Origin of the sequence: Roseixanthobacter glucoisosaccharinicivorans, assembly GCF_043195095.2 — a bacterium.
Lineage (GTDB): Bacteria > Pseudomonadota > Alphaproteobacteria > Rhizobiales > Xanthobacteraceae > NCEH01.
Window position 1 is genome coordinate 3,105,216 of sequence record NZ_CM195538.1, and the last position, 21,355, is coordinate 3,126,570.

General features: G+C 63.1%; 26 protein-coding genes. 15 read left to right on the plus strand and 11 right to left on the minus strand.

All coding sequences use genetic code 11. The features are described from left to right. Nucleotides 1-24 precede the first annotated feature (24 nt). Both V5F78_RS14350 and V5F78_RS14355 read right to left on the minus strand, forming a co-directional pair. Entirely contained in the window at nucleotides 25-555 is a 531-nt protein-coding gene (locus tag V5F78_RS14350; RefSeq protein WP_394071379.1) for a gamma carbonic anhydrase family protein, read from the minus strand. Between the two features lie 124 nt (nucleotides 556-679). Continuing rightward, nucleotides 680-1,297 (minus strand): low affinity iron permease family protein, encoded by a 618-nt coding sequence (locus V5F78_RS14355; RefSeq protein ID WP_394071378.1) that lies wholly within the window; start codon nucleotides 1,295-1,297, stop codon nucleotides 680-682. A gap of 118 nt (nucleotides 1,298-1,415) precedes the next feature. On the opposite strand from V5F78_RS14355, the gene V5F78_RS14360 reads away from it, so the two are divergent. The 6 genes from V5F78_RS14360 to V5F78_RS14385 all read left to right on the plus strand — a co-directional run bounded on the left by V5F78_RS14360 (nucleotide 1,416) and on the right by V5F78_RS14385 (nucleotide 7,480). Next, on the plus strand, nucleotides 1,416-1,838 hold the full coding sequence (locus V5F78_RS14360) for an MAPEG family protein (RefSeq protein WP_394071377.1): 423 nt from the start codon (nucleotides 1,416-1,418) through the stop codon (nucleotides 1,836-1,838). 74 nt (nucleotides 1,839-1,912) lie between these two features. Then, nucleotides 1,913-2,572 (plus strand): 5'-methylthioadenosine/S-adenosylhomocysteine nucleosidase, encoded by a 660-nt coding sequence (locus tag V5F78_RS14365; RefSeq protein ID WP_394071376.1) that lies wholly within the window; start codon nucleotides 1,913-1,915, stop codon nucleotides 2,570-2,572. A 5-nt stretch (nucleotides 2,573-2,577) separates the two neighbouring features. Further along, entirely contained in the window at nucleotides 2,578-3,876 is a 1,299-nt protein-coding gene (locus tag V5F78_RS14370) for an RsmB/NOP family class I SAM-dependent RNA methyltransferase (RefSeq protein ID WP_394071375.1), read from the plus strand. A 101-nt stretch (nucleotides 3,877-3,977) separates the two neighbouring features. Continuing rightward, entirely contained in the window at nucleotides 3,978-4,199 is a 222-nt protein-coding gene (locus V5F78_RS14375) for a hypothetical protein (protein ID WP_394071374.1), read from the plus strand. A gap of 148 nt (nucleotides 4,200-4,347) precedes the next feature. Continuing rightward, nucleotides 4,348-5,910 carry a glutamine-hydrolyzing GMP synthase gene (guaA, locus tag V5F78_RS14380; protein ID WP_394071373.1) on the plus strand — a complete coding sequence of 521 codons (1,563 nt, stop codon included), beginning with the start codon at nucleotides 4,348-4,350 and terminating at the stop codon, nucleotides 5,908-5,910. A gap of 220 nt (nucleotides 5,911-6,130) precedes the next feature. Further along, on the plus strand, nucleotides 6,131-7,480 hold the full coding sequence (locus V5F78_RS14385) for a tyrosine-type recombinase/integrase (RefSeq protein WP_394071372.1): 1,350 nt from the start codon (nucleotides 6,131-6,133) through the stop codon (nucleotides 7,478-7,480). Between the two features lies 1 nt (nucleotide 7,481). Here V5F78_RS14385 and V5F78_RS14390 read toward each other — a convergent pair whose 3' ends face one another. Both V5F78_RS14390 and V5F78_RS14395 read right to left on the minus strand, forming a co-directional pair. Next, on the minus strand, nucleotides 7,482-7,712 hold the full coding sequence (locus V5F78_RS14390; protein ID WP_394071371.1) for a helix-turn-helix transcriptional regulator: 231 nt from the start codon (nucleotides 7,710-7,712) through the stop codon (nucleotides 7,482-7,484). 325 nt (nucleotides 7,713-8,037) lie between these two features. Beyond that, nucleotides 8,038-8,592 carry a TetR/AcrR family transcriptional regulator gene (locus tag V5F78_RS14395; RefSeq protein WP_394071370.1) on the minus strand — a complete coding sequence of 185 codons (555 nt, stop codon included), beginning with the start codon at nucleotides 8,590-8,592 and terminating at the stop codon, nucleotides 8,038-8,040. 176 nt (nucleotides 8,593-8,768) lie between these two features. Here V5F78_RS14395 and V5F78_RS14400 point away from each other — a divergent pair, with 176 nt between their 5' ends. From V5F78_RS14400 to V5F78_RS14425, 6 genes are all read left to right on the plus strand, one after another. Next, entirely contained in the window at nucleotides 8,769-9,743 is a 975-nt protein-coding gene (locus V5F78_RS14400; RefSeq protein WP_394071369.1) for an SDR family NAD(P)-dependent oxidoreductase, read from the plus strand. A 108-nt stretch (nucleotides 9,744-9,851) separates the two neighbouring features. Continuing rightward, complete coding sequence (locus V5F78_RS14405; RefSeq protein WP_394071368.1) at nucleotides 9,852-10,574, plus strand: SDR family oxidoreductase; 723 nt, start codon at nucleotides 9,852-9,854, stop codon at nucleotides 10,572-10,574. Nucleotides 10,575-10,587: 13 nt separating this feature from the next. Then, on the plus strand, nucleotides 10,588-11,118 hold the full coding sequence (locus V5F78_RS14410) for a cupin domain-containing protein (protein WP_394071367.1): 531 nt from the start codon (nucleotides 10,588-10,590) through the stop codon (nucleotides 11,116-11,118). A 55-nt stretch (nucleotides 11,119-11,173) separates the two neighbouring features. Then, nucleotides 11,174-11,920: an SDR family NAD(P)-dependent oxidoreductase gene (locus V5F78_RS14415; RefSeq protein ID WP_394071366.1), complete on the plus strand. Its 747-nt coding sequence runs from the start codon at nucleotides 11,174-11,176 to the stop codon at nucleotides 11,918-11,920. A 47-nt stretch (nucleotides 11,921-11,967) separates the two neighbouring features. After that, nucleotides 11,968-12,198: a hypothetical protein gene (locus V5F78_RS14420; protein WP_394071365.1), complete on the plus strand. Its 231-nt coding sequence runs from the start codon at nucleotides 11,968-11,970 to the stop codon at nucleotides 12,196-12,198. Nucleotides 12,199-12,214: 16 nt separating this feature from the next. Next, entirely contained in the window at nucleotides 12,215-12,553 is a 339-nt protein-coding gene (locus V5F78_RS14425; RefSeq protein WP_394071364.1) for a DoxX family protein, read from the plus strand. Nucleotides 12,554-12,833: 280 nt separating this feature from the next. On the opposite strand, the gene V5F78_RS14430 is transcribed toward V5F78_RS14425, so the two are convergent. After that, complete coding sequence (locus tag V5F78_RS14430) at nucleotides 12,834-14,357, minus strand: FAD-dependent oxidoreductase (RefSeq protein WP_394071363.1); 1,524 nt, start codon at nucleotides 14,355-14,357, stop codon at nucleotides 12,834-12,836. 44 nt (nucleotides 14,358-14,401) lie between these two features. Here V5F78_RS14430 and V5F78_RS14435 point away from each other — a divergent pair, with 44 nt between their 5' ends. Further along, nucleotides 14,402-14,884, plus strand: a complete 483-nt coding sequence (locus V5F78_RS14435; RefSeq protein ID WP_394071362.1) for a MarR family winged helix-turn-helix transcriptional regulator — start codon at nucleotides 14,402-14,404, stop codon at nucleotides 14,882-14,884. Between the two features lie 35 nt (nucleotides 14,885-14,919). Here the strand turns inward: V5F78_RS14435 and V5F78_RS14440 are convergent, their stop codons facing one another. Beyond that, nucleotides 14,920-15,363 carry a TetR-like C-terminal domain-containing protein gene (locus V5F78_RS14440; protein WP_394071361.1) on the minus strand — a complete coding sequence of 148 codons (444 nt, stop codon included), beginning with the start codon at nucleotides 15,361-15,363 and terminating at the stop codon, nucleotides 14,920-14,922. Nucleotides 15,364-15,692: 329 nt separating this feature from the next. Next, nucleotides 15,693-15,923 carry an Lrp/AsnC ligand binding domain-containing protein gene (locus V5F78_RS14445; RefSeq protein ID WP_394071360.1) on the minus strand — a complete coding sequence of 77 codons (231 nt, stop codon included), beginning with the start codon at nucleotides 15,921-15,923 and terminating at the stop codon, nucleotides 15,693-15,695. 2 nt (nucleotides 15,924-15,925) lie between these two features. Between V5F78_RS14445 and V5F78_RS14450 the strand changes: the two genes are divergently transcribed. Together V5F78_RS14450 and V5F78_RS14455 are read left to right on the plus strand one after the other, a co-directional pair. Continuing rightward, a complete protein-coding gene (locus V5F78_RS14450; protein ID WP_394071398.1) occupies nucleotides 15,926-16,078 on the plus strand; it encodes a PLP-dependent transferase in 153 nt (50 codons plus the stop codon). A gap of 44 nt (nucleotides 16,079-16,122) precedes the next feature. Beyond that, nucleotides 16,123-17,154: an adenosine deaminase gene (locus V5F78_RS14455; RefSeq protein WP_394071359.1), complete on the plus strand. Its 1,032-nt coding sequence runs from the start codon at nucleotides 16,123-16,125 to the stop codon at nucleotides 17,152-17,154. Here the strand turns inward: V5F78_RS14455 and V5F78_RS14460 are convergent. The 4 genes from V5F78_RS14460 to V5F78_RS14475 all read right to left on the minus strand — a co-directional run bounded on the left by V5F78_RS14460 (nucleotide 17,115) and on the right by V5F78_RS14475 (nucleotide 21,309). Beyond that, nucleotides 17,115-17,561: an SDR family NAD(P)-dependent oxidoreductase gene (locus V5F78_RS14460; protein ID WP_394071358.1), complete on the minus strand. Its 447-nt coding sequence runs from the start codon at nucleotides 17,559-17,561 to the stop codon at nucleotides 17,115-17,117. The genes V5F78_RS14455 and V5F78_RS14460 overlap by 40 nt on opposite strands. Before the next feature lie 75 nt (nucleotides 17,562-17,636). Further along, nucleotides 17,637-19,859 (minus strand): xanthine dehydrogenase family protein molybdopterin-binding subunit, encoded by a 2,223-nt coding sequence (locus V5F78_RS14465; RefSeq protein WP_394071357.1) that lies wholly within the window; start codon nucleotides 19,857-19,859, stop codon nucleotides 17,637-17,639. Beyond that, the gene (locus V5F78_RS14470) at nucleotides 19,856-20,308 is read right to left on the minus strand and encodes a (2Fe-2S)-binding protein (protein ID WP_394071356.1); all 453 of its coding nucleotides are present in this window, start codon (nucleotides 20,306-20,308) and stop codon (nucleotides 19,856-19,858) included. Before V5F78_RS14470 ends, V5F78_RS14465 begins: the two co-directional genes overlap by 4 nt. Beyond that, nucleotides 20,305-21,309, minus strand: coding sequence for an SDR family oxidoreductase (locus V5F78_RS14475; protein ID WP_394071355.1), 1,005 nt, complete (start codon nucleotides 21,307-21,309; stop codon nucleotides 20,305-20,307). Before V5F78_RS14475 ends, V5F78_RS14470 begins: the two co-directional genes overlap by 4 nt. Between the last annotated feature and the right edge of the window lie 46 nt (nucleotides 21,310-21,355).

A 21,355-nucleotide genomic window follows, 5' to 3' on the forward strand; every position in this document is an offset into this window, starting at 1 on the left:
CCGTTCCCTTGGGCGCGCGGGTCCTTAGTCGATCCGCTTGAGACCGCCGGCGAAGCGCTTCCAATTGGCCCGATAGCGTTGCGCCGCGCCCTTGAGTGCGGCAATCGCCCCGTCATCCAATTCGCGGACCACCCGCGCCGGCGTGCCGACGATGAGGGAATTGTCGGGAAATTCTTTGCCCTCGGTCACCAAGGCATTGCTGCCTACCAGTGAATTGCGCCCGATCCGCGCGCCGTTCAGCACGGTCGCGCCCATGCCGATGAGGCTGTCGTCGCCGACCGTGCACCCGTGCAGGATCGCCATATGGCCGACGGTGACGCCCGCGCCGAGATGCAGCGGAAACCCCGGATCCGTGTGGAGCACGCAGTTTTCCTGGATGTTCGTGCCGTGGCCGATGAAAATTGGCTCGTTATCGCCCCGGAGCACCGCGCCGAACCACACGCTCGCCTCCTCCGAGACGATCACGCGGCCGATCAGGGTGGCGTCGGGCGCGATCCAATAGCGGCCCGTGGCCGGCACGTCCGGGCCGACCCCGTCCAGGGAATACAGCGGCATGGATCCCAATCTCCCCGCGCCCTTCGCCTGGCGCGTTCCGCTCCCTGCCTAGCGCGCCTTGGCATCCGGGGCTAGGTGGCCGCGCCGCGGGCGCCTGCCCCGGCGCGGCGCAAGATGCGCGGGATCAGGCGGCGCGGCCCGGAAGATCGGGGCAATCCGCCGCAGCCACCTGGCGGCCACCGTCGCACGGCCCGGGCGATGAAGCCGCGTCCGGCGCGCATCCGGCTGCGCCCTTCTCGGCGGTCTTGACCGGCGCGGTCTCGGACGCGACCGCTCCGGGATCGCGCGCTCCGCCCTGCCCCTTGCCCTCTTCCCGCGCACGATCGGCGAGAAGCGCATATTCCATCCGCAGCTTTTCGAGCGTCGTCTCGTCCAGGTCCTCCAGATCCAGCAGCGCGTTGCGCGGCCCCTCGGTGCGCGCGATCAGTTCGTCGAGCTTGATCTGGAGCGCGGCGGTGTCGCGGTTCTGGCTATTCTGGATCAGGAACACCATCAGGAAGGTGACGATGGTGGTGGAGGTGTTGATGATGAGCTGCCAAGTATCATTGTAGCCGAACAGCGGCCCGGTGGCGCCCCAGATGAGGATGATGGCGACCGCGCATACGAAGGTGGCGGGCTTGCCGGCATAGCGCGAAACCTCCTGCGCCAGGCGCGTGAAGAACGGGCGCGGGGCACGGCCGCGCTCCACCTGGCGGGGGTCGGGCAATTTCGAGGGCTGCGAGAAGGAAGAGGTGGCGGTCATGGCTGTGTTTCCTGTTCAAGGATGGAACGTGCAGCCGTGCTCGAGGTTCCTCACCATGAGCGGCGCAATGGGGGCGCAATCGGCGTCCCCCCGCCGCACGCACGCGAAAGGCCCATCCATGACCGTCGCCATGATCCTGCTGCCCCTGTTCGTGGAAGTGGGCCTCACCTTGCTTCTGATGTTCGCGCTGCTGCCGGTGCGCATGCGCGCCCTCTCCAGCGGCGAGGTCTCCCGCGCCACCGCTGCCGAGGACACAAGCGCCTATCCCCCGCGGGCCCAGCGCTTCGCCAACGCATTCTCGAACCAGTTCGAGCTGCCGGTCCTGTTTTACGTGATTACCGTGCTGGCGCTGTTCACGCGCAAGGCGGACATCGTGTTCGTCATCCTCGCCTGGGTGTTCGTGATCTCCCGCATCGTCCATGCGCTGGTGTTCACGACCGCAAATCAGCTGACCACCCGCTTTGCCGCTTATGCGGTGGGCGCCATCGCGCTCGCGATCATGTGGGTTCTGTTCGCTCTGGCCATCCTCCTCAATGTGTGAGGCGCGCGGGTGATTGACAGGACCGCCGCGCCAGCCGAGGAGTGCGGCTCACGCATTTCCTGGATTGCCCTGCGATGGAAGACCCGTCCCGCCATGTCCGTGCCGTCGGCGATCTCGACATCCTGTTCGTCATGGCGACGCAGATGGAATACGGGCCGCATCTGCGCGCGCGCATTGATCCCCTGATCACCGGCGTCGGGCCGGTGGAAGCGGCGATGGCGACCACCCATGCGCTCGCCCACCTCGCCGCCGCCGACGCTTTGCCCGACCTCGTGTTCACGCTCGGCTCGGCCGGGGCGCGCGCGCTGGAGCATGCCGGCATCTATCAGGTATCGCATCTGGCCTATCGCGACATGGACGCCTCCCCGCTCGGCTTCGAGAAGGGGCGCACGCCGTTCCTCGACCTGCCGGCCCTGGTGGAGATCCCTCACCAGATTCCCGGCATCGCGGCGGCCTCGCTCTCCACCGGCGGCGCCATCATTTCCGGCGCGGCCTATGATGCCATTTCCTGCGACATGGTGGACATGGAGACCTTCGCGGTGCTGCGCGCCGCCCAGCGGTTCGGCGTGCCGCTGGTGGGCCTGCGCGGCATCAGCGACGGGCGCTCCGAACTGTCCCGCTACGAGGATTGGACGGAATATCTGCACGTGATCGACGAGCGGCTCGCCGCCGCGCTCGACCATTTCGAGGCCCAGGTGAAAGCCGGCGCCTTCCTTCTCGACCCAAGGACCTGATTGAATTGATCCCCTCAGCCCGCCTGTCCGCCGCCATCGAGGTGCTCAGCGATATCGCCGCAAAGCGCCGCCCCGCCGGCGACAGCCTCAAGGAATGGGGCCTCGCCCACCGCTTCGCCGGCTCGGGCGATCGCGCCGCCATCTCCGGCCTGGTGTTCGACACCTTGCGCCGACGCGCCTCGGCCGCGCATGTGATGGGCGCGGACACGCCGCGCGCCCTGGTGCTCGGCACGCTCGCGGTGATGCGCGGGCTCGATCTCGACGCCATTTCGCGCCTGTGCGACGGCGCCCGCTTCGCGCCCGCGCCGCTAAGTGCGGAGGAAACCGCCCGCCTCGCCAACCCCAGCCTTGAGACCGCCGCGCCCTGGGTCAAAGGCGACTATGCGCAATGGCTCGATCCCTATTTGAACGTTGTGTTCGGCGCGGATCGGGTCGATGAGGGCCGCGCGCTCGCCTCCCGTGCGCCGCTGGACCTGAGGGTCAATACGCTGAAAACCACGGCGGACGCCGCGCTCGCCGAACTCTCCCATCTGTCGCCCCAGCCGGGCCAATGGTCGCCGCTGGCGCTGCGCATCATCCTCGACGCGGAGGGCAAGGCCCCGCCCCTCACCTCGGAGGGTGCGTTCGTCAAAGGCGAAGTGGAGGTGCAGGACGAGGGCTCGCAGATCGCCGCCATCCTCGCGAGCCCCCTGCCCGGCTCGCAGGTGCTGGACCTGTGCGCCGGCGCCGGCGGCAAGACGCTCGAATTCGCCGCGCTGATGGACAACAAGGGCCAGCTCTATGCCCATGATTCCGACATTCGCCGGCTGAAGCCGATCCACGAGCGCCTCGCCCGCGCCGGTGTGCGCAACGTACAGATCCGCGCGCCGCGTGGGGAGGCCGACGTGCTCGCCGACCTCGCCGGCCAGATGGACCTGGTTCTGGTGGACGCACCCTGCACCGGCACCGGCACTTGGCGCCGCAACCCGGACGCGAAATGGCGCATGCGCCCCGGCGCGCTGGCCGAGCGCACCGCCGAGCAGGCCAAGATCCTGGAACAGGCCACCCGCTATGTGAAGAGCGGCGGCCGCCTCGCCTATGTCACCTGCTCCCTGCTCGACGTGGAAAACGGCGCCCAGATCCGCGCTTTGCTGGAGAAGCACCCGGACTTCTCGGTTGTCCCGCCGATGGAGACGGTTCTGGCGCTCGGCAGCCAGGGCCTCGCGTTGCGCACCGCCGCCCTCGAAAGCCCCGAGGGCTTGCTGCTGACGCCGCGCCGCACGGGGACCGATGGATTCTTCGTGAGTGTGTTGAAGCGGGGGTGAGGCGCGGAGCTTTACGGCTCCCGGTGGAACCTTCCCGACCTCCGAAGCGTCCTTAGCGCAGCGGTCGCGCTCGCGCACCCATCGGAATTCAGGAGATTTCCATGTTCATTATCCGCCTGCTCGTGGTGCTCATTATCGCCGTCGGCGGCTATTGGGCCTATTATGTGTTCGCCGCGCCCTCGCCCTATGACCAGATCGGCGTCGCGATCAATTCCCATCTGCCGGAAGAAGCCCGCGCCTATGGCTGCGTCGAGTTGAAGAAGCGCCATACCTCCGCCACCGCCGCCCCCGAAGGCTGCGAAGGCCATTGGACGTCCATCTGAGGCAGCACGCGCGGCCCTGCGCGCCCGTCATGTGTGAACCGCATGTGTGAACCGCGCGCCGCGGGGCGGTGCGCGCTTTTGCAATTCGCGACTTTGCCGTTAAAGGAAGGCGCAATCCTCGCCACTCCCGCCGGAAAGCCGCGCCGCCATGCAAGATACCGTCCTCATCATTGATTTCGGCAGCCAGGTGACGCAGCTCATTGCACGGCGCGTGCGCGAGGAAGGCGTCTATTCCGAAGTGGTGCCGTTCCAGAAGGCCAAGGAAGCCTTCGATCGCATGAGGCCCAAGGCGGTGATCCTCTCCGGCGGCCCCGCCTCCGTGCCCGACGGCGATAGCCCCCGCGCACCCCAGGAGATCTTTGCGGCTGGCATTCCCGTGCTCGGCATCTGCTATGGCCAGATGACCATGGCCGAGCAGCTTGGGGGCGCTGTGGAAAGCGGGCACCACCGCGAATTCGGCCGCGCCACGGTGAAGGTGGAACGCAGCTCCGCTCTGTTCGACGGCATCTGGAACGAGGGCGAAGGCCATACCGTGTGGATGAGCCATGGCGATCGCATCACCGCCTTGCCCCCCGGTTTCGTCGTGAAGGGCACCTCACCCAACGCCCCGTTTGCCGTCGTCGAGGACGAAGCCCGCCGGTTCTACGGCCTGATGTTCCACCCCGAGGTGGTGCATACCCCGGACGGCGCCCGTCTGCTCTCCAATTTCGTGCGCAAGATCACCGGCCTCTCCGGCGATTGGACCATGGGCGCCTTCCGCGAAAGCGCCATTGCCAAGATCCGCGCCCAGGTGGGCGACAAGCGCGTGCTCTGCGGCCTCTCCGGCGGGGTGGATTCCGCTGTCGCCGCCGTGCTGATCCATGAGGCCATCGGCGATCAGCTCACATGCGTCTTTGTAGATCACGGCCTGATGCGCCAGGGCGAGGCCGAGCAGGTGGTTTCGCTGTTTCGCAACACCTACAATATCCCGCTCGTGCATGTGGATGCCTCCGAGCTGTTCCTACGGGAATTGGCCGGCGTCTCCGATCCCGAGACCAAGCGCAAGACCATCGGCAAGCTGTTCATCGACGTGTTCGACGCCGAGGCCAAGAAGATCGCCGCCGACGGCAAGGGCGCACCGGATTTCCTCGCCCAGGGCACGCTCTACCCCGACGTGATCGAAAGCGTCTCGTTCACCGGCGGCCCTTCCGTGACCATCAAGAGTCACCACAATGTGGGCGGCCTGCCCGAGCGCATGAACATGAAGCTGGTGGAGCCGCTGCGCGATCTGTTCAAGGACGAGGTGCGCGTGCTCGGCCGTGAACTCGGCCTGCCGGAGAGCTTCGTCGGCCGCCATCCCTTCCCCGGCCCCGGCCTCGCGATCCGCTGCCCCGGCGAGATCACCCCGGAGAAGCTGGAGATCCTGCGCAAGGCCGATGCCATCTATCTTGAGGAGATCCGGGCTGCCGGCCTGTACGACGTGATCTGGCAGGCCTTCGCGGTGCTGCTGCCGGTGCGCACCGTTGGCGTGATGGGCGACGGACGCACCTACGACCACGTCCTCGCCCTGCGCGCCGTCACCTCGGTGGACGGCATGACGGCCGATTTCTACCCCTTCGACATGAACTTCCTCGGCCGCGCCGCGACCCGCATCATCAACGAGGTCAAGGGCATCAACCGGGTCGTCTACGACGTCACCAGCAAGCCGCCGGGCACGATCGAGTGGGAGTGAACTAGGGTGGTGTCAGACCATCCCGCGCAGTGCCAGAAATCGCACGAACACTCTGACTGACAAGGATTATTTGTCCCACCCCGTATCGCTGCATGTCACCCCAACCCGGTCACTTTGTTGGTACCGATGTTGGTATGGCGCAGGATGGTCGAGAAACGGGCTTTCGGTACCAACACCCCTCTTGATGGTATTCGATCGCCCCTCTGACCGGATGCGGATGATGAGCGATCTCACTGATAAAGAACTGAAAAACCTGAAGCCGAAGGCCAAGCTCTACAAGGTCACCGATCGCGACGGGATGTACGCGGCCGTCACGCCGACGGGCGTCGTCTCGTTCCGATACCAGTATCGAGTGAGCGGGAGACAGGAAGTGTTGACCATCGGCCGCTACAGCGCCGAGGCGGCACGCGGGTTGTCACGAGCGCCCGACGCGCTGGAATACGGAATGGAGGTGTCGCTTGCGGAGGCTAGGTCGCTGCTGGTGCGCGCCCGGCGTCAGGTCGAGCGGGGCGAGTCGCCGTCTAAAGCCAAGGTGGAGAAGCGCACGGCGTTAGCCGAGGCGGTGACGTTCGGCGGGTGGGCGGAAGCTTACTTCAAGCACAAAGCCGATCCCAAGTCCGGGGCCGAAAGGCTCGCCGACAGCACCCTGGCGATGCGCCGATCCGTTTATGATCGCACCATTGCGGGCGAGTTGTCGAAGCTCAAGATGGGAGAGGTGACGCCGCAGCGTCTCAAACGTCTGTGCGACGAGGTCAAGGAGAAGCGCGGGCCGGCCGTTGCCGTGCATGTCCGCGAGGTCGTGTTGCTCGTATTTCGCCATGCGCAGGGAAGCGGGCTGGATGTGAGCAACCCGGCCGAGTCGATCCGCACGAGCGCCATCGCCACTTTTGAGCCGCGCGATCGCGCCCTGTCTCCGTCGGAGGTCCGTGCGGTCTTGACGGCTCTGGATCACGTGACCGCGGCGCCCACGCTGCGCTCGGCGGTGAAGTTTGTCCTGCTGACGGGTGTTCGCAAATCGGAGTTCATCGACGCCACTTGGAAGGAAATCGACTTCGCCGCTGCGCGCTGGACGATTCCGGCCGAGCGCATGAAGGCTGGCAAGCCGCATGTCGTCCCGCTAAGCGATCAGGCGCTCGATATTCTGACGGCGTTCCGCACCATGTTCGGCGCCAGCCGATACCTGCACCCCGGCCGGTACGATGGTGATGTGCCTATCAGCAACGCTACGCTCAACCGCGTGATCGACACGGCAGTGGAGCGCATCCGCGAAAACGACCCGGAGTTTCAGAGCCTCGGTGTTCACGACTTGCGCCGCACGTTTTCGACAGGCTTGAACCGTGCCAAGTTTGACGATCGCTGGATCGAGATGAGCCTGGCTCATTCGCCTCGGAACCGGATCGCGGCTGTCTACAACGTAAACCGCTACCTGGCCGAACGGAAGATCATGCTTCAGTGCTGGGCTGACATGCTCGACGCCTGGGTGAAGGGCGAATCTGCGAAGGAGCTGATCGCCGACGCGAAGCAGCGCGCCGCCGAGATTCACGACGACGAGCTGGACGACGATCTATGAACTACGCGCGGCTCGCGCTCATTCTCACTGTTGTCGCCTCTGGTGGCCGCCAGCCGGCGGGATTGGCGATCCAACAATCGATATCGGACTCGTGCCAACCGGCGCCGTTCATGCTGATTTTTAGCTGGGCTGGGAACGTGCCCTCGGCGATCTTGCGGTAGATGGTGGAGCGGCTGAGACCGGTGCGGTCGAGAACGGTTCTCAGACGGACGATACGGTCTGGTACGAGCATGGTCGCGCTGCCTCCTGCTGGATGCTTTTGACATTGCAGAGACAAGACAGGGCCAGGATTTGCCGTTGTGCAATAGATATCTAGCAGTCGTAGTTGTGTGGAGTAGAGGGGGCAAAAAATAAGTGGTCTACAGTCCGAAACCCGACCTCTGCTGAGGTCGCTGTCGTGGCTGGGCGCGATTGCTGGAGCTGGACTGCGGCTCGAGCCGATCGCGATACCGAAGCCTTGCTTGCGGCTTCCGGGTACGGATTCAAGCTGTGGATCGCGTTCGAGACTCTTCGTCTTACCGAGTATCGCCGACCGCGGACCTGTACCCCATGCAGCATTAACCGCGTCGTGTAAGCAGCACCAACTCGGCCGCTTCTTCGGCGTCTTTCAGGAGCGTCTTGCGTGGCGCGCCTAACTGCGCGTGCATCGTCAGACCGCGGGCAAGGTCGATAACCTGGCGCGCGCGCGTGGTGACAGGAAAGTCAGATGGGATTTCTCCCGCGCTGATCCCGTCGCGGAAGCGGCGTTCCACGAGCGCTACGCCGCCTGCGGCGGCGTCCTTCAGAAACTGCCTGACCTCAGCGTCGTCCACGAGCGGCGCGACGCACACCATTAGGCATCCTCGGACCGACCCTTCCTCGGTCGCGACTTCCACGGCGTGTCTCAGGAAGCCGGCGATCGCTTCGCGAAGAGCCGGTGGCGAGAAGAGCGCCTTCGCTGCGCCGGCGCCCTTCCGCTCAGCGTAAGCCCGAAGGACACGCAGGAAGAGCGTCCGCTTGTCTCCGAACACGGAATACAAGCTCTGCCGTCCTACACCCATGCCGGCGATGAGATCGTCGATCGCTACACCATCGTAGCTTTTCGACCAAAAGATCTGCGTCGCTTTGTCCAATGCCTCGCTCTCGTCGAAGGTTCGGGGGCGCCCACGACCCCTGCTCGAATTTTTTAGCATTTGGTCCAAAAATCCTTGACCACGAGTTCTGTCCCTAATATATGAGGAACTAGTCCAAAAATAGCAAGCTGGCTCATGACCTCACGTTCCGACCTTCTCTCACGACGGACCCAAATATGAGACATTTAATCGCTCTGGTCACCGGCGCTACGTCCGGGCTCGGTTATGCCGCAGCTCGCTTGCTCGCCGGTGGGGGATGGCAGGAGGTCATCGTAACGGGGCGCAGCCTGGCCAAGACCAAGGAAACGGCCGCCCAGCTCGCCGACGAGACCAAGAAGCGGATCTTCACGCCGCTCGAGCTTGATCTGAACAGGGCCGCCAGCGCCAAGTCTGCGATCGCCGAGCTGGTCAAGCGCGGTCGGCCGATTGATTTCCTGCTCCTCAATGCCGGATTGGTCCCCACCAAGAAGCGCGTGATCACTGCGGAGGGCGTTGAAGCCTCCCAGGCCCCGCTTGTCGGCCATCATGACCTGGCTGTCGGACTGCTCAACGCCAACCTGCTGAGCCCCGAAACGCGGATTGTCATCACCAGCGCTGAGCCGGCTCGCGGGGGCGTGCCGATGTTCAAATATACCGACCTGCCGGCGTTCGCAGCACAACACTTTGGGGGCGACCAAACCGCCGCTGCTGAAGCGCTCATCCGGAGCGGACCAAACGTGAAGTATTCGCCTAACACTGCGTATGCCGACGCGAAGCTCATGATCGCCTGGTGGGCCGAGGCGCTGGCGCGGCGGCTACCTTCCGGCATGGCCGTCTACGCTGTCTCGCCCGGGGCGTCGAACGCCACCAACGTCGCGCGAAACGCTGGTCCGTTGCTGAAGTATCTGATGATTCCGATCGTGAACCTCATCCCCGGCATGAACCAGACGCCGGAGGTCGCCGCCAGTCGCTACATCCAGGCGTCGGAGTTCGGAACCGACGTCTCAGGGCAGTTCTTCGCTTCGGCCAAAGGGAAGTTCTCAGGCCCGATGGAACTACAGCGAGAGCCACACCTCCACGTTCGCGCCAGCCAGGAAGCCGCATGGCGCGCCGTCGTTAAGGTCTCCGGCGCCGACCTGTCTCACCCGGCATCCTTGAGCGCGGTGTCCTAACACCTGACCGCCGCCACGGCGCAGAAATATCATCCGAAATTGTCCAAAAATTCACAGGCGCAATGGCGTCCCAGGAGAATATGAATGGCACGGTATCAAGATAAGAAAGTGGTGATCCTCGGCGGCACCAGCGGCATGGGTCTCTCGACCGCAAAGATGCTCCTCGCTGAAGGCGCACGCGTTCTGGTGACAGGCCGCTCGCAAGCCGGGCTAGACTCGGCGAAGCAGGAGCTTGGGACTGACGCCCTCGTGGTTTCGAGCGACGCGCGATCGTTGACCGATATCGACGCCCTCGCTGCTCAGGTGAAGGCCGAGTTCGACACCATCGACCTGCTTTTCGTGAACGCGGGATTCAGTACCCCAGCGCCACTCGCGAACGTCACCGAGGCCATCTACGACGAGATGTTCAACCTCAACGCCAAGGGGCCGTTCTTCGCGGTCCAGAAGTTCGCGCCGCTCATCAACCGAGGCGGCTCCGTCGTCCTCACGACCTCGGTCGCCAACGTCAAGGGCCTGCCCGGGCAAGCCGCCTATGGCGCCGCCAAAGCGGCGCTGCGATCCTTGGCTCGGACGCTCGCGACCGAGCTGCTTCCCCAGGACATCCGCGTCAATGCCGTGTCGCCCGGTCCCATCGCCACGCCGATCCTCGACAAGGTGTTTCCCGATAAGAACATGGCCGCCCAGGTCCGGGAGAAGACGATCGGCATGATCCCGATGAAGCGTTTCGGGACCTCGGAAGAGATCGCGAAAGCCGTCCTCTTCCTCGCCTTCGACGCGACCTTCACGACCGGCCTTGAGATTCCGGTCGATGGCGGCTGGTCGCAACTCTGAGGGAGCGGGTGACATGAAGATGCGCCGAATTGTGAGCGCCGAGACCAAGGCTGGTGTCGTCATGCAAGTGGACGATCTTCTCGACACCGAAACCGCCGATCGGGTCACGAATATCTGGGGCTTTGACAAGATTCCCCAGCTGCCCCTTACGCCTGAGCAAGTTCTCGGTGAATACAAGCGGCTTGGGATCTTCGGGCCAAAGGATTCGGTCCGCGTCGATCTTCAGGTCGTTCCTCCCGAGAATGTGGGCGAGACGGACCTCGGCGCCTTGATGGCCAAGATCGATTTCGGCACCGGCGGGGGCATGACCCCTAGCGAGCTCGGCGGTGCGATGCACCGGACCGACACCATCGACCTCGCGGTGGTGCTCAAGGGCGAAGTGGATATCGCCTATCCGGGAGAAGACGGCCAAGTGCGCTCGGTCACGGCCAAGGAGGGCGACTTCTTCGTGCAGAACGGGGCCTTTCACGAATTCCACAACCTCTCGGACGATCCGTGCGTGATCCTCATGGTCGTCTTCGGAGCCGAGAGGCAGGCAACCTAATCAGCAAGGCCCATCAACTGCGGTCAGACCTGCCCCCGACGAAGAAAGAAACAGCATGTCTTTGTTGAAAAACAAGATCGCCATCGTCACAGGCGGCAGCAGCGGCATCGGCCTCGCGACCGCCAAAAGGTTCGTTGAGCAGGGTGCCTATGTGTTCATCGCCGGGCGACGGCAGGCCGAGATCGACAAGGCTGTCGCCGAGATCGGCGACAATGTCACCGGCATAAAGACGGACATCTCAAACCTTAATGACCTCGACCGTCTCTATGAGACCGTTGCGGAAAAGGGAAAGATCGATGTGCTTGTCGCGGGCGCGGCCTTCGTCGAAAGGACGATGACCGCCACGGCGACACCCGAGCACTTCGACAAGACCTTCAACACCAATGCCCGCGGCACCTATTTCACCGTTCAAAAGGCGCTGCCTTACCTGAACGATGGTGCGTCGATCATCCTCGTGGCGGCGGCCGGGAAGAACAAAGGCCTCCCCGGCCGCAGCGCTTACAGCGCGACCAAGGCCGCGATCCGGTCATTTGCCCGGACCTGGACCAGCGAACTGAAGGATCGGGGCATCAGGACCAACGTGTTGAGCCCGGGCGCGGTCGACACGCCCATGTTCGCCGATCAGTTTCCGTCCGGAGAGGGCGCGGCCGAGGCCCGAAAGCAGATCGTCGCGATGACCCCCTTGGGACGCCTGGCGGATCCCGACGAGATCGCCTGCGCGGCGTTGTTCCTCGCCTCGGGCCTCAGCAGCTACGTCGCCGGCATCGACCTTCCCGTCGATGGCGGCCTGACGGCCATCTAGCCCGAAGGATTAGTGCAGCGCCGATCATCATTTCCGAGGAGCTCCTGATGACACACACAGCCAATTATGCGGCCCCGGGGCCGGGGAAATTCCGGCGCATCCTCGCAGCCGCCTGGGCTTTCCTGCAGGCGATGGAGTCCACCAGCTTCGACTACACACTCGACCGCATCGAGCGCCTGGAGCGGGAGGTCGCACGACTGAAGGAGGAGCTACGCCAAAACCGGAATCCGGAGGCTAGCGATGCCCACATCGCTAGCACCGCTGCGCCCGAACATTGAAAGCGGGGACCGGACTATGCCGATAATCAAATTTATCATTGTCGGCCTTCCGATCGCACTTGGCGTCGTGATGATCGGGACGGGCGGGCTCAACTTCGCAGGCCCTCCATTGGCCCGAGAAAACTTCGCGCTCTGGGGCTCTCCGGCCGGGTTTAACCGGGTGACCGGCAGCCTTGGAGTCTTAATCGGCTTAATTCTGGTGATTCCGGCGAAGTCGCGGGTTGGGGCGCTCGCGAGCGCCATTTTCAGGCTCGCCGCCGTCGCGACGCTGATCCGTAGTCGCGACTGGGGGCACCTGCCGGTCGCTGCGGCCCTGATGGCGGTCTCCGCCGCGGCGATAGCAGTCCACGGATAGATGAAAATGCGGCGCTTCGACGAAATCATCGATTTGGCGGCCGAGCGCCACGGCAGCCGAGACACGTTTGATCAAATGCTCGCTGAAACCCGGCCTTTGGCGCTGCAGGACATCGCCGCGATTCCCGACGATCGCATCCTCGCGTCCATGACCCGGCGTGCATTCTGCGCCGGCTTTTCCTTAAGTCATCGACGCGAAGTGGGAGGCTCTCGAGTCCGCTTTCGAGTAGTTTGCCCCTGCCCGCTGTGCATGGATGACCGAGGAGCGCTTGACGAACTGCTCAAGGACAAGGGTAATCACCCCGTCTGGAGTTCGCTACCGCGAGCCGATCGAGATAATTTTCTAACGAGCCAACATCGTTGCGGCCGACGATTGCGCCGATATAGCCGTCTGGACGCACAAGCACCCAGTCGCCGGATGCCAATCCATATGCGTCGTTGAACGAGCCACCAACGTCAACGAGATCGCCTTGTGTGCCGAACGTGTGGACGTGCAAACAAGGACGAGCAGGCACCGCATCGCGTGCTGCATCCTGTCCGATCAGCGTCCAATGTGTACCCTTGAAGAGCGAAAACAGACGGGTCGGCTGACCAGCGGCGCCCCGGATCAACGCGTCGGGAGCGCGATCGCCGGCGAGCGGTCCCCGAGTGCGCTGGGGTCGCTCCAGCGCAAGCGAGGATTCCGGATAGCCCAGATCGAGCTGGTTCACCTCACGACCGCGTCGCATCTCGCCACGCTTGACGGCATCGAGCAGTTTGGTTGCGAGGCCGAGGACAGCGGCAGCTACAGGCCGGCGCTCTTCTTCGTAGCTATCGAGTAATATGTCCCGCGCGCCGTTTAGCACCGCAGCCAGCTTCCACCCAAGATTATATGCATCTTGCACGCTGGTATTCAGCCCTTGACCTCCCGTCGGGGGGTGAACATGCGCAGCATCGCCGACTAGGAAGACGCGGCCGACACGATAACGATCAGCAAGACGGGCGTTCATGTTGAAGGCCGATGCCCACGCCACCGACCTGATGCAAATGTCGTGACGCCCGGTCCGCTTGGCAACCAGTGCGGTCAAGCCTTCGGCGGAGAGGTCGATGTCGCCGTCGAGCGGGATCGGGCCCTGCACTTGGAACAGGTCGGTTCCAGACAGCGGGCAGAACGAGATCTGCCGCTCCATGTCGCCTTCGTTGAACCGATGCCAGACTTCCCGACTGAGGCCGGTCAGTTCCACGTCGGCGACGACCGCGCGAACACCCAGCGTTTTGCCGGGAAAGCCGATGTCGAGCGCGTGGCGCACGAAACTGCGGCCGCCATCGGCGCCGACCAGCCAGCGAGTGCGGATAATCTCCTCCCCCCTCGTACCTAGAATATGGGCCGTTACCCCATCCGCGTCCTCGTCAAAGCCCAGAAGTTCGCAACCGAACTGCGGGCGCTGCCCAAGTTCGATAAGTCGCTCGCGCATGACGCTCTCAGTCAGGAACTGGGGCGCCATCAGCGCGAGATGATAGGGCTCCATCGTGGTGGGCTCCTGCTGCTCTACAACCACGGAGTCGGTGTAGCTTCTGTCGTCCTGATATTCGCGCTGTTTTGGATATGCGCCGCCCGCTGCAACGATCCGGTCGAGAATACACAGGTCTTCGAAAATCTCCTGTGTGCGCGGCTGGATGCCTTTGCCGCGCGAACCGCGAAAGGGGTCGTCTATCTTCTCGATCAGCCGGAAGGAAACGCCCCGGCGCGCCAGGTCGATTGCCAACGTCAATCCGGCCGCTCCCGCGCCGCAGATCAGCACGTCTGCCGCAAATTGCTCTGTCACTGTCATCTCCATGTGTGTAATATGCACATAATTGGAGCTTGCGCATGGAGTCAACTAAACAAGTGCATAATACACACATACGGTCTCAACTCCGCGAGCTTCACGGCGCGTTGATCGACATTGTGAGCGTGATGAACCGTCCACAGCGCGACGCCGCAATGGTGCGGGAAGCTGGAATCACGCTCGATCGAGCGTTGTTCCCGCTGTTGGTCATGGTGGAGCGGTTGGGCCCAGTAGGCGTCGTCGGTCTCGCCGATCGCGTCGGGCGTGACTACACCACTGTCAGTCGTCAAGTCGCGAAGTTAGAGGCATTGGGCCTCGTTGAGCGCCAAGGAGGCGCCGCCGATCGTCGCGTTCGCGAGGCAACCATCACGGCCAAGGGTAAAGCGATGACGGAGTTGGTGGATGACGCGCGCGAGCGAATTGGCAGACGAATCTTTGCCGAGTGGAAGCAGCGCGACGTCGAAGACCTGGTACGACTCATGCGCAGGTTCGCGGACGATATTCAGGACGATACATCTAGCTAGTCGCACGACTACTGATCAGTAGGGCGGCTGTCGACTCATCGAAATGCTATTAGCGTCTCCGGTCCGCTGCAGTACGGCGGCGTTCTAGCGATGATTTGGTCGTACCATTGGACCACGCCCCTTTTTGGTTGCAGACGTGGTTGTCGCCCTTTCGATGGGGTGATCGCCGACGTGTGGTTCCCCGCTGCTGAACCTTTCAACAAGGATTCGAAGCGAGCCTCAGTTCCTGAAGCGGGGATGCGTCCTGATTGCGTAAGGACGACCAAGCCATGCAACGCGCCCCATAGCACTTCGGCTGGAAACACCGGCTCTCGCCGATTTGGACCTAGTGCGGCGACTAACGCCTCGAAGGCGGCGCGAAGTGCTGATGGCGCTTCATCGCTGGCGAATTTGATGTTTGTCGGCAAGACAAACATCGCCTCATAGACGATCGGCCGGGACCGGGCAAAATTAACGTAGGCGGCACAGACGTTACGCAATACGCCATCGGCGCCAGCAATATTTTAGGTCTCCGCCTTTAATCGGGTCGCGAGCTCCTCAAATCCCCTCGTAGCGACTGCGGCCCTGATCTCGGCCTTGCCCTTGAAGTGGCTGTAGAGAATAGGCTGGCTGTAAGTGATCAGGTCCGCCAGAGGGCGACGATCCTGTTGAGGTCGCGCAGCGCTACATTCATAGCCCCGAGGCTGAGAACGACGCCAGGCCTTCGATGTCGCCGACATCCTCAGCGTTGACTCAACGATCCTCATCCCGTCGGCAAGTGCTCCGCTAGATTGACGAAAGGGGGATGAAGTCTCTCGCAGAGATCGTGTCAGTTCGACCTACGGGAGAGTGCGGAACACCGGCAGTTCGCCCCTCCTGCGCTCATCAAAATCATCGATGTTTCGATACGGGCGAACCCCGGCCTGTTGGTGAACTGGTCGAATGCCAGGTCCTTCAGGCGTCGGGTGTCCTGCAACACCACCACATGTACGACCAGATCGTAGCGCCCTGTCACGAGGACCGCCGATCGCACCTCTGGCACGCCAACGACTTCGTCCATGAATTGGTCGGCCGTCCCGCGTTCATGCTACCCACGCTCCCGAGGAACGGGCCGCGCATGGTTTCTCGGCCGGGCTCATCCGGTTGTCTGTCGGATTGGAGAACTATGACAATATCCGGCTCGATATCCTGACCGCGCTAGAGCAAATGTCGTAGCGAACGATGGCTGCGGCCCTCCCAAGGAAAAGGAACAGTGTGTCGTGAATGAACTGGATGACTTCATCGGCGGTCTGCCTAAGGCCGAATTGCACATGCATCTGGAAGGCAGCCTTGAGCCGGAGCTGATTTTCGAACTGGCGCGCCGCAATGACATCGCCTTGCCTTGGATGAGCATCGAACAACTCAGGTCAGTGTATCAGTTCGACGATTTACAGTCGTTTCTCGATCTGTATTGGATCGGCTGCACGGTACTGATCAGCGAGCAAGATTTCTATGATATGACCATGGCTTACCTGCGTCGCGCGCGAGCCGATAACGTGCTGCACGCAGAGGTCTTCCTCGCTACGCAGAACTTCACATCGAGAGGCATCAAGATCGATACGGTGATGGGCGGGGTAAAGCGGGCCTTTGCCGACGCCGCCAAAGAGCTTGGCATCAGCACGGGGCTGATGATCATTGCCCAGCGCCACCGGGACGAGACAACCGCGTTCCAACTGCTCGATCAACTCATGCCATGGTCGAACGACATCGTTGCGATTGGAATGGGCGGGCCGGAGGTAGGGCATCCGCCGTCCAAGTTCAAAAACTTCCTTCGAGAATGCCGCAGTCGCAGCTTTCGGCTTGTAATGCACGCGGGTGAGGAGGGGCCGGCTTCTTACGTGCGTGAAGCGTTCGACCTGGGAGCCGACCGGATCGACCATGGCAATAGCTGCGTCGACGATCCTGATTTGGTCCGCGCAATCGTCGAACGACAGACTCCGCTGACGCTATGCCCTATTTCGAACCTGAGGTTGAAAGTGATCCCGGCAATCAGCGCGCAGCCATTGCTGCGACTATATGAGCAAGGCGCGCGCGTTACTATCAATTCCGACGATCCTTCGTATTTTTGTGGTTATATCAACGACAACTTCAAAGCTTGCCACGAGGCCTTCGGGCTGACCAGGGAGCAACTCCTCCAGCTTGCGCGCAACAGCTTCACCGCAGCTTTCCTTTCTGATTCCGACCAGCGCCGTTACCTTGGCCTGGTGGATGCCTACGCGAACGGAGGAGGAGCCGGTCGGGCAGGTGCCTGACGATCCGCGCGCGTCTTGGGATCGTGGAGGTTGCTCGTCGTGATCACCACGACGGCGCCGGGGGCTAATTTCGGGCTTAAAAGCCGCAGAAGGAGATAATGGGCGAGATGATTCACGGCGAAGGTGGGCTCGAACCCATCCTCGGTCCGCTGATTAATATCGCGAACCTGCATGCCGGCGTTAAGCACGAGCCCATCTATGCTCGTGTCATCGAGCCATTGTTCGACCGCAGCCGCGAAGCTGCGCACGCTGGCGAGACGCGCTAGGTCGAACGGCAGAGTCTTGAGCTTGGACGGTGCTTTACTTCGCGCGCCAACTAAGAGGCGAACGCCCGGCGCTCGCCGTATTTCTTCGGCCGCGGCGAGTCCGATGCCGTTGGTCCCCCCTGTCATCACGATCGTCTTCATTGGGACCTCATCTTTCCGGGGCACCACCCGAACCTTCAATTTGGCTTCACGGTTCGCGCGGACGGAGCTGCCCCACTAGACGGTGAACCCCTCATCGATCAGCGGCAGCGATCGGACGCGTTTACCGGTAGCGGCGAAGATGGCGTTGGCGATGGCCGGCGCGATCGGCGCCGTGGGCGGCTGGCCGACACCGCCGGGATTGGCGGTGCTGGCGATGATATGCACTTCTACCTTAGGCATCTGCGCCATCCGGACCATGTCGTAGTCGGGGAAATTGCTTTGGGTCACCCGCCCCTTCTCGATGGTGATCTTGCCATAGAGGGCCGCCGTCATGCCGTAGACGATACTGCCCTGAACCTGCGTGTCCACGCTGTCGGGCGTGATCACCAGACCGCAATCCATCGCGGCCACGACCCGTTTCACGCTGAGCCTGCCGCCCTCGACCGCGACCTCGGCGACCTCGGCGACGATGCTTCCCGCGGATGGATGCAGCGCCACGCCGCGGCCCTGGCCCGGCGGCATGGGCTTGCCCCAATCGCCCTCCTTGGCGACTCGTTCGAGCACCGCCAGCATGCGTGGCTGGCCCCTCAACAACCGCCGGCGCAATTCGACCGGGTCAATGCCTCCGGCCGCCGCGATCTCGTCCAGAAAGCACTCTTTGAAGAACGCATTCTGTGAGTTGCCGACCGAGCGCCAGTAGCCGACCGGCACGAGGCTTGGCTGCGTCGAACTCCCCATCACATGGTTCGGAATCGCATAGGCGAGCTCGGCGGCGCCCTCAGCGATCGCGGGATCGCCTTTCAGCCAGACAATCGGCGGGAATACGCGGGCAAAGATCGAAGATGTGGCGACGTCCTGTTGCCAGGCCACCGGCATACCGGTCTCGTCAAGCCCACCAGCTATTCGGGCGAGCTCCATCGGCCGGTAGAAATCATGCTGCAAGTCCTCTTCGCGCGACCAGATCACCTGCACCGGTTGCTTGACCACCTTGGCTAAGGTCACAGCCTGGGCGACAAAGTCAGCCTCGCCGCGTCGGCCGAAGCCGCCGCCGAGAAGGGTCGTGTGGATACGGACCTTTGAGGCTGAGACATCCGCCGCCTTGGCCGCCGCCGTCTGCGCCCTCGTCTGGTTTTGGCAGGGGGCCCAGACATCAACGCCATCGGGTGTGATCTCAGCGGTGCAATTCATTGGCTCCATCGGAGCATGGGCAAGGAACGGCAGGCGGTATTCCGCAGTTACGATCTTTCTCGCGTTCTTCATCGCCTCACCCACATCGCCGGTCGTAGTGATGTTATGGAGGGGACCATCGAGCGCGGCCAAGTAGTCGGCCTGCAGCGCAGCTGAATTGAGATTGGCGTTGGGGCCATCCTCCCAGTCTACTGCAACGGCTGCGAGTCCCTGCTTCGCGTGCCATGTGGTGTCTGCGACTACGGCGATGCCGCCAGGCACGGCTTGAACCATCTTGACACCCGGGAGCTTCAGCGCCTCCGCCGCGTCGAACTTCTTGAGTTTGCCTCCAAACACCGGGCAATTGGCCACCGCCGCGAACAACATGTTCGGCCGGCGCACATCGATGCCGTAAATAGCGCTGCCATCGGTCTTGTCCGGTACGTCAAGACGCGGAAGGTTCTTGCCGATCAGATTCCAAGCAGAGCTTGGCTTCAAAGGCACATGATCGGGCGGGTCGAGTTTGGCGGCGCTGGCCGCGAGTTCACCGTAACTACGCCGCCTGCCACTTGGAACGTGGCGGACGACACCAGCCGCCACCTCGCATTCTGCCGGCAGCACGCCCCATTCCCGGGCCGCCGCCTCGACCAACATCACCCGCGCCGTGGCACCAAGTTGACGCAGCCGGAAAAAGCCGTCGCGCACGCTCGTCGATGCGCCGGTGGCCTGCACGCTGGCGGTCCTGGCGAGTGCGGCGAGGCCCCAGTCCTTGAAGCCGCCCGTCTGATCCTGATCAGCGTGCCCACCCGTCAGCACATCCATACTGGTATAGAGATTGATGAAGGCGGGGTCGGCCGGACCGGTCTCCACCTTGAGCTTCTGCCAGTCGCATTCGAGTTCTTCGGCCATCAACTGCCCGAGGCCGGTAAAAATGCCTTGGCCCATTTCGGAGCGACCGCAGAACAATGTGACGGCGCCGTCGCGCTCGATGCGGAGCCAGTGATCGAAGGCGTTGGCTTCTGCCTTGGCGGCTTGTTCGTGGCGATACAGGGCGGCAACGCCGATCACCAGGCCGGTTGCGCCGGAGAGGACCAGGAAGCCCCGCCGGCTAAATTTTGGACGCAGGCTCATTGCGCGCGCCCTGCCGCCATGTGAATGGCTTGGCGCACCCGCTGATAGGTCCCGCAGCGGCAGATATTGGTCAGGGCCGCGTCGATATCAGCATCGCTCGGCTGCGGGCTCTGTGTTAGCAGCGCCGCCGCGGCCATCAGCATGCCGGACTGGCAATAGCCGCATTGCGGCACTTGCGCCGCAATCCAGGCCCGCTGCAGCACATGGTTCCGATTCGGTGACAGCCCCTCGATGGTCGTGATCTCGTCGTCGCCAACCGTGGAGACCGGCAGCGTGCACGAGCGAACCGCTTTGCCGTCGATCAAGATGGTGCAGGCGCCACAAGCGCCAATACCGCAGCCGAATTTCGTGCCGGTCAGCCCGATCGAATCGCGCAACACCCAGAGTATTGGCGTGTCATCCTCGACTGGCACCTGGTGTATTTGACCGTTGATGTTGAGCTTGATCATCGGGCTAATCTCTGGCCAGAAGCGATCGGATTCTGAGCGATGTCAGTGCTGTGAAGGGTAGTCGCGATATCGGGCATCAGCCGCGCATGCGTTGGCCGCCAACTCAGCCGCTCCTGCGTAGCCTGGCTGGAAGCCGGATTGTCAGCGGCGACGAATGGCGCAAGCCAGCCGAAGTGCTTGGCAGCGTCTTGGGAGGACACACTTTTAACTGGAACGCCCAGATTGCTCCCGATGGCTTCCGCGACATCCCGGAATGGGATTCCTTCCTCCGCGACGGCATGATATCGGGCGCCGGCCTCGCCGCTTTCGAGCGCGAGCCGGAATAGTTTCGCCGTATCGAGCCGATGCACCGCCGCCCATCTGTTCTTCCCATCGCCGACATAGGCGGAAACGCGTTTCTTGCGTGCAATGGCGATCAATTGAGTCACCAAACCCATCTTGGTCTCGTCGTGAACCGACGGCGGCAGCCGGACAATGGTGGCCCTGACGCCGCGTGCGACAAGCGCCAAGGCTGCTTTTTCCGATAAGGCTCTCACGCCGCCTGGTGCATTCGGATCGGCGAAATTGTCCTCGAGCGCCAGCGCGCCCGGCGTCATCGCCATGGTCGGGAAGGCGCTGACCAGGGATCGTTCGCCATCATGGAGCGCATTGCCGAGCGTCTCGATTGCGCGCCGGTCCACCGCAACGGCGGCGGTCATGAATCGCTTGACGATATGGACCGGGCTTCCGCCGAATATGACCCGCAGACGGGTGTTGAGGCTCGCCTGCATGGGAGAATGTAAGAAGGCTGTGTGGATCACAGCATCGGCTGCCGCTGCTCCCCGGCGCAGGCCGTCCAGATCTTCGATTGACCCGCGATGGGCTTTTGCTCCGGCGGCCTCAAGCCTGGTGGCTGCGTCTGCCGAACGCACCAGTCCGGTCACCTGGTGCCCAGCCTTCACGAGATCATTGACGACGGCGAATCCTATAAATCCGGTGGCACCCGTAACGAAAACCCGCATCCCGCGATCCCTTCAGTGCGATTTCGGTCGGAGACGCTTGGAGGCG